This window comes from Motilibacter deserti (assembly GCF_011250635.1).
In the GTDB taxonomy this organism is placed as follows: Bacteria; Actinomycetota; Actinomycetes; order Motilibacterales; family Motilibacteraceae; genus Motilibacter_A; species Motilibacter_A deserti.
This window is the reverse complement of record NZ_JAANNP010000110.1, coordinates 1-5,722: the sequence shown is the minus strand read 5'-3', so window position 1 is coordinate 5,722 and position 5,722 is coordinate 1. Positions and strand designations below refer to the sequence as shown.

The window sequence follows — 5,722 nt, the reverse complement described above, 5'->3', positions numbered from 1 at the left end:
CACCGAGCGGCGCACATCGCGTTGTAGAACTCGAGGCCTGCTCCGGCACGGCGGGCCGCGAAGTAGGCATGGTGCGGCAGCACCCACCACGGGTCGATGTCGATCGGCCAGCGCATGGACAGGCCCATCCTGGCGGTCAGCCGCTTCACGTCCTGCAGGATGTAGAGGTGCTTCGCCTTGCTCATGGCGGTGTAGTGCATCTCGATCCCACGGGCGTCGAGAACCGACTGCGTCGTCTCGTCCGGCGCGAAGTACGGCAGCCACTCGAACCGCTCGTGCACGTCCGGCAGCGCCTGCTGCAGCCGGTGCAGCGCCATCCAGCTGTAGGGGCTGCGGAAGGAGAAGTAGAGCCGGGGGCGCTTGGTCACGGCCGGCCCCCGAGCAGCTGCGCCTGCGTGTCGGCGTCGAGGGTGATGATCTCGTCGAAGGCGTTGTCACCGCGCGCCATGACATAGCCGTGCATGATCGTCGCGGTCGCGGTGTGGATGCGCTGCCCGTCGCGTACGACGTAGCAGTCCATCCGCCCGGTGAAGAGCGTGTCCTTCAGGACGTCGTCGACCGTGAACGTCACGTGCAGCGTCTCGCCCATGAACGCGTCGGCGATCATCTGGACGCGCGCCCGCGACACCACCGGGATCCAGTCCCGGGTCGCGAGCAGCCCGGTGATGGGCAGGCCCGCCCACTCCAGATAGCGGTCGACGGTCTCCTCGAGCAGCCGGACGTACGCATTGCTCTGCAGGCGTGTGTAGTAGTGGCAGGCGTAGTACGGGATATTCCACTGCCACTCGAACCCGCCGGGCGCAGCCCATGCCGCGGGCTCGGCGACTCCCGGCGCGGACGTCGTCTCCGGTACCAGATGGGCGGCGAGCTCCGCGGGCGGCGGAGCTCCCCGTCCCTCCTTCTCCGTCACGGGCGCGACGGTCAGCCGGCCGTTGAGCACGGGCACCGGGCCGCCCTCGCGCTCGGCCGAGAGGTGGACCGCGAAGGACAGGCCGTTCGCGTGCCGGTTGGCCACGGGAGTCACGGTGCCGGTCACGGCGTCGTCGACGTGCAGCGTGCCGACGAGGCGAGTGCTGGTGTCGACGACCTCGAGCCCGATGCCGTGCTCTTCGAACAGTCGTTGCGGGCCGAGACCGGCCTGGCGGAAGGCCGACAGCACGGCGTCCTCGGCCAGGAACATGAAGTTCTTGAACCCGATGAACGTGGAGATGTTGGCGCCGTCGAATCGAGGCCGGCCCGCGTAGGGCAGCGGCGGGCAGCCGGGCGAGAGTCTCACGTGGTCTCCAACGGATGAGGCGGCGGGCAGGTGGGCAGCTCGGCCAGGGCCTCGTCCAGGAACTGGGCGACGAGATCCCCGACTTCGTCGGACTGGTCGAGATGGCAGAAGTGGGTCAGGCGAGGCGAGCGGTGCAGGCGGCCGGCGACGAGCGCGCGCTGCAGCTCCACGGCGCGCTCGTTGCAGATCCCGGGGTCGTCGGTCCCCGCGACGACGAGCGTCGGGAGGTCGACCTCGGCGAGCGGGAGCTCGCTCGAGGTGAGGAAGTGCTCGTAGAGCGTGAGGAAGCCGCGCGGCCCGATCCGGTCGAGCATCTTGCGGGCCATGCCCGCGAGGATGTCGTCCTCGACGACGCCGGCGCGCGGTCCGAGGCGGGAGAGCATTCCCGCGGTCATGACGGCCTCGAAGTCGGCGTGCGACCGGCCGAACGTCTGCCAGTCGTCGTCGACCGCCGCGGGCCGGTGGAAGGGCGCGATGAGCACCGCGGCCGAGACGGCACGCGCGACGCCGGCGCGGGCCAGCCACTGCAGCGTGACGTTCGCTCCGAAGGAATGCGCCACGACGCCGACCGGAGGGCGCCCGACCAGGTCGGCCGCCAGGCCGAGCCAGGCGTGCGAGGTGGAGGCCGCCCGCCAGCGGTACTCGCCGCCGGCCCGCCACGGCAGGTCCAGCAGGTGCAGTCGGTACATGCCCGCGAGCCGGGCGGCGAGCGGGCGCCAGTCGGTCCAGCTGCCCTCCATCCCGTGCACGAGCAGCAGCGGCGGCGCCTGCGGGTCGCCCGTCGAGTGCACGCGGAGAACGTCTCCGTGGGCGTGCAGGGCGGACGTGTCGGTAGCGGTGTCGGCGGCGGTCATCAGGCCCTCCCGGCCGTGGCCAGGACGGCGGCAACCGGCTGCTGGGCCGGGATGTGCGCCACGGGTGCGGGCCCCCGCCGCAGGGCGAGCGACGCGTAGCCGTCTGCGGCGTTGCCGCAGACGGCGCCGGCGCTCGCCGTCCGTCGTTCGGCCGGCAGCTGCCGAAGCCAAGCCGCCGCCAGGGCGGCCTGCAGGACGCCGTGCGCCCCGTACGTCTCCCCGATCCGTGCGGTCAGGTCGACCACGAGGCTCCCGTCGTGGTGCGGGTGCGGCGCGAGGCCCGCGGCCACCAGCAGCAGCTGCCCGGGCTCCGCCACGGGGGCAGCGGGCAGGCCCGCTCCGGGCGGGACGACGCCGGCGGAGGTGACGAGCAGGTCCTCGCCCGCGGGGTCGTCCGCGCGCTCCAGCACCAGCGCCCCGGCCGCTGCGGTCAGCGGACGTGCCTCCTGGGAGTCGTCGCCCTGCGCGAGGAGGCGGCTCGAGATCTCGTCGTCGGGTTCGACGCCGACCACGAGCGCGCGGTCGGCCCGCCGGGCGCGCAGCAGCCGGGCCGCGACGCGGACCGCGTCGGCTCCCGACGTCGCACCGTTGCAGAGCATGACGTTCGGGCCGGTCAGCCCGAACCGGATCGCGAGCGTGCTGGCGATGACGTTGCTCGACGCGTTCGGCGTCTGCAGCGGGCTGACGTCGCGGTAGCCGGCCGTGCGCACGGTCGCTGCGATCGTGCAGACGGTCTCGAGGTTGCCGAGGTTGGAGCTGACGACGACGGCGGTGCGCTCCGCGCCCGGGACCGGCGTGGTGACGCGGCCGGGGGGCAGGCCGAGGGCGCGTTGCGCGGCGCAGAGGGCCAGCCGAGTGGCTTGCTCCTTGTAGAGCAGCCCCTTCCTGCCCAGCACTTTGTGTGCGTCCTCGGCGCTGCACGCGTCCGGCTCGACGCGCACGACGTCCGCGAGCGCGTCCGGCGCCAGCCCCGGGACGTGGACGGCCGTGCCGCGGACGACGACGTGGGCGCGGCTCATGTCGCGGCCCCGACGAGAGCCACGGCGTTCACGCCGCCGAAGCCGAACGCGTCCACCTGCGCGAGCGTCGCGTCGCACGCCCGCGGCGCGCCGGTGACCAGGTCGAGGCCCTGTGCCTCGTCGATCGCGTCGCGCAGCCCGGTGATCGGAGGCACGGCGCCGCTCCGCATCGCCTGTGCGGCGACGATGACGCTCATCAGCGCCGCAGCGCCGGACGTGTGCCCGGTGCCGCCCTTGATCGCCGTGACGGGCACAGAACGGCTCTGGTACGCGTCGGCGAGCGTCGCGGCCTCCAGCGGGTCGTTGAGGGCGGTCCCCGTGCCGTGGGCGACCACGAGGCCGACGTCGGCGGGCGTGACCCCGGCGGCGTCGTACGCGGCCTGCATCGCGGCGGCGATCCCCGGGGCGTGGGGAGCGGTCTCGTGATGGGCGTCGCAGCTGAGCCCGACCGAGTGCAGGACCCCGAGCGCAGGCTCGGCACCGGGCCGCGTCGAAGGCCGGGCCTCGAGCACGACCGCGGCGGCCCCCTCGCCGAGCAGCACGCCACGGCGGTCCCGGTCGAAGGGGCGTACGGCCTCCGACGGCTGCGCGCTGCCGCGGCCCATGACCGCGAGCAGGCTCAGCGTCAGCGAGTCCGTGCCCGCGACGACGACCGCGTCGGCCTCGTCGGCGTCCAGCAGGTCCTGCGCCAGGGCGAGGGCGTAGCCGGACGCCGAGCAGGCGTTCGACACGGTGAGCACCTCGGCGACTCCCGGAAGGGCGTCGCGGACGACATCGCCGAAGTGCAGCTCGGTCGCCGAGAAGGGCGACCCGTCCAGGTGCCAACGCTCCGCGGCGGCGAGCTCACGCAGGCCTGTGCCGACGATCGCGACGACTCGCAGCTGCTTCGCGTCGAGGGCCGCACGGGCCGCGGCACCCGCGACGACCTGGCCGAGCAGCGCCGCCGCCCGGTGCACGTGCGCGAGGCCGGGCGAGTCGTCGCGGATCTCGTAGCTCGAGGTGACACCCACCTCGTCGGGCAGGAACCGCGCGCCGAGCCGGCCGGCGCCGCTGCGGCCGGCACAGAGCCCGCGGAAGGTCTCCTCGGCGTCGCCGAGGCAGCTGCGCGCCTCATAGCCCGTCAGCGTCGCCGGCACGGGACCACCCCCTGACCACCGCGGCGCCCACGAGGCCGTCGGACGTGACCGACGTGACCAGCGCGTGGCGGCCGTCGAGCTCGGGGCTTGCCCGGTGCTCGGCGAGGACCGCGGCCAGCTGCAGTGCGCCCGACGCGGTGTAGGTCTCGCCGAGGCGGTCCTTGACCGGGAGCCAGCTCGCGGTGTCCGCGCCGAGGGCCTCGAGGATTCCGGACCGCTCGGCGCTGTCGCGGCGCGGGGACCCGGCCAACGACGACGCGACGGTGGCGATGTCGCTTCCTTCGACGCCTGCGACGCGCAGGGCACGCGACACCACCGCGGCCACGACCGCGGGATCGGGCTCACCGTCGGCCGACGCGCCGATCTCCACCGACAGCACCTCCGCGCAGCGCGGGCGGCCCTCCGCCGCCGCCGCGGGCTCGAGCACGAAGACCGCCGCGCCCTCACCCAGCGGTACGCGGCTGTCCAGCCCGCCGCGCAGGTGCTCCGCCGCCCACGCCCGCTGCGGCGTGAACTCCTCCACGCCGCCGACGAGCATCGTGCGCTCGTAGCCGTTGCGCAGCTGGTTCCGGCCGTAGCGGAGCGCGGCGAGGAACGACGTCTGGCCGTCGGTGATGGTCGCGTTGACGCCGCGCAGCCGGTGCCAGATCGCGGCGGAGCCGGCGGCCGCGTTCATCACGGCGTACGGGAACCGGATCGGGTTGACGAGGTACGGCGGGTCGTTGACGATCGTCTCCTGGATGAAGTCGCACAGCGACTGCGTCCCGCCGCCCGTGCCCATGGCGATGCCGGTCGACCCGCGCGCCTCCTCGCTCAGGTCCGCATCGGTGTCGTCCAGCGCGAGGCCGGCGGCAACGACGGTGAACGACGTGGGGCGGTCGAAGCAGCTGGTCCCCTTGCGGCCCAGATGGTCCCGGACGTTGAAGCCCGGTAGGACGCACGCCTTGGCGACGGGCAGCTCCTCGGGGTACATGCCCTCGACGTCGCAGAGCACGGACTCCTGCGCGCGCCATCCTCTGCTGAAGTCTGCTGCACCTGTCCCGAGTGGTGAGACGACGGCCCAGCCGGTGATGGCCAACGCGGCGTCGGCCCGGTCCTCGCTCATGCTGCCTTCCCGAAGATCGTGATGGCGTTGTTCCCGCCGAAGGCGAACCCGTTGTTCTGCACGCACGTCAGGTCCGCGGGCCGGGACTGGTTGGGGACCACGTCGAAGCCGGTCATCTCCGGGTCGAGGGTCTCGTGGTTGATCGTCGGCGGGAGGAAGCCCTCGGCGAGGCCGAGCACCGAGGCGATGGCGCCGAAGGCGCTCGCCGCCCCCATGGTGTGCCCGAGCATGGACTTCGTGGAGCTCACCGGCGGCGGGCTGTCGCCGAACACCTCGCGGATCGCCCGGCTCTCCATGGTGTCGTTGGCCGGCGTCCCCGTGCCGTGCGCCGA

The 5,722-nt window shown here is 73.6% G+C and carries 6 protein-coding genes and 1 pseudogene; all 7 read right to left on the bottom strand.

Annotated elements, in window-relative coordinates; translation table 11 throughout:
* On the bottom strand, positions 1-368 hold a 368-nt coding region (locus G9H71_RS20730; protein ID WP_196792333.1), incomplete at its 3' end, for a DsbA family protein.
* The gene (locus tag G9H71_RS20725; protein WP_331273163.1) at positions 365-1,276 is read right to left on the bottom strand and encodes an acyl-CoA thioesterase; all 912 of its coding nucleotides are present in this window, start codon (positions 1,274-1,276) and stop codon (positions 365-367) included. The genes G9H71_RS20725 and G9H71_RS20730, both read right to left, overlap by 4 nt.
* Positions 1,273-2,130: an alpha/beta fold hydrolase gene (locus tag G9H71_RS20720; protein ID WP_166284677.1), complete on the bottom strand. Its 858-nt coding sequence runs from the start codon at positions 2,128-2,130 to the stop codon at positions 1,273-1,275. The genes G9H71_RS20725 and G9H71_RS20720 overlap by 4 nt, the downstream gene beginning before the upstream one ends.
* The gene (locus tag G9H71_RS20715) at positions 2,130-3,149 is read right to left on the bottom strand and encodes a beta-ketoacyl synthase N-terminal-like domain-containing protein (RefSeq protein WP_166284676.1); all 1,020 of its coding nucleotides are present in this window, start codon (positions 3,147-3,149) and stop codon (positions 2,130-2,132) included. The genes G9H71_RS20720 and G9H71_RS20715 overlap by 1 nt, the downstream gene beginning before the upstream one ends.
* Positions 3,146-4,285, bottom strand: coding sequence for a beta-ketoacyl synthase N-terminal-like domain-containing protein (locus G9H71_RS24140; protein ID WP_166284675.1), 1,140 nt, complete (start codon positions 4,283-4,285; stop codon positions 3,146-3,148). The genes G9H71_RS20715 and G9H71_RS24140 overlap by 4 nt, the downstream gene beginning before the upstream one ends.
* Positions 4,260-5,390, bottom strand: a complete 1,131-nt coding sequence (locus G9H71_RS20705; protein ID WP_166284674.1) for a beta-ketoacyl synthase N-terminal-like domain-containing protein — start codon at positions 5,388-5,390, stop codon at positions 4,260-4,262. The genes G9H71_RS24140 and G9H71_RS20705 overlap by 26 nt, the downstream gene beginning before the upstream one ends.
* Positions 5,387-5,722 (bottom strand): annotated as a pseudogene (locus G9H71_RS20700) (beta-ketoacyl-[acyl-carrier-protein] synthase family protein); the annotation flags it as partial. The gene G9H71_RS20705 and the pseudogene G9H71_RS20700, both read right to left, overlap by 4 nt.

Bases quoted from the DNA above. Each gene is read 5' to 3' on its own strand.
- G9H71_RS20720 (WP_166284677.1), bottom strand. From the start codon at position 2,130: ATGACCGCCGCCGACACCGCTACCGACACGTCCGCCCTGCACGCCCAC.
- G9H71_RS20715 (WP_166284676.1), bottom strand. From the start codon at position 3,149: ATGAGCCGCGCCCACGTCGTCGTCCGCGGCACGGCCGTCCACGTCCCG.
- G9H71_RS20705 (WP_166284674.1), bottom strand. From the start codon at position 5,390: ATGAGCGAGGACCGGGCCGACGCCGCGTTGGCCATCACCGGCTGGGCC.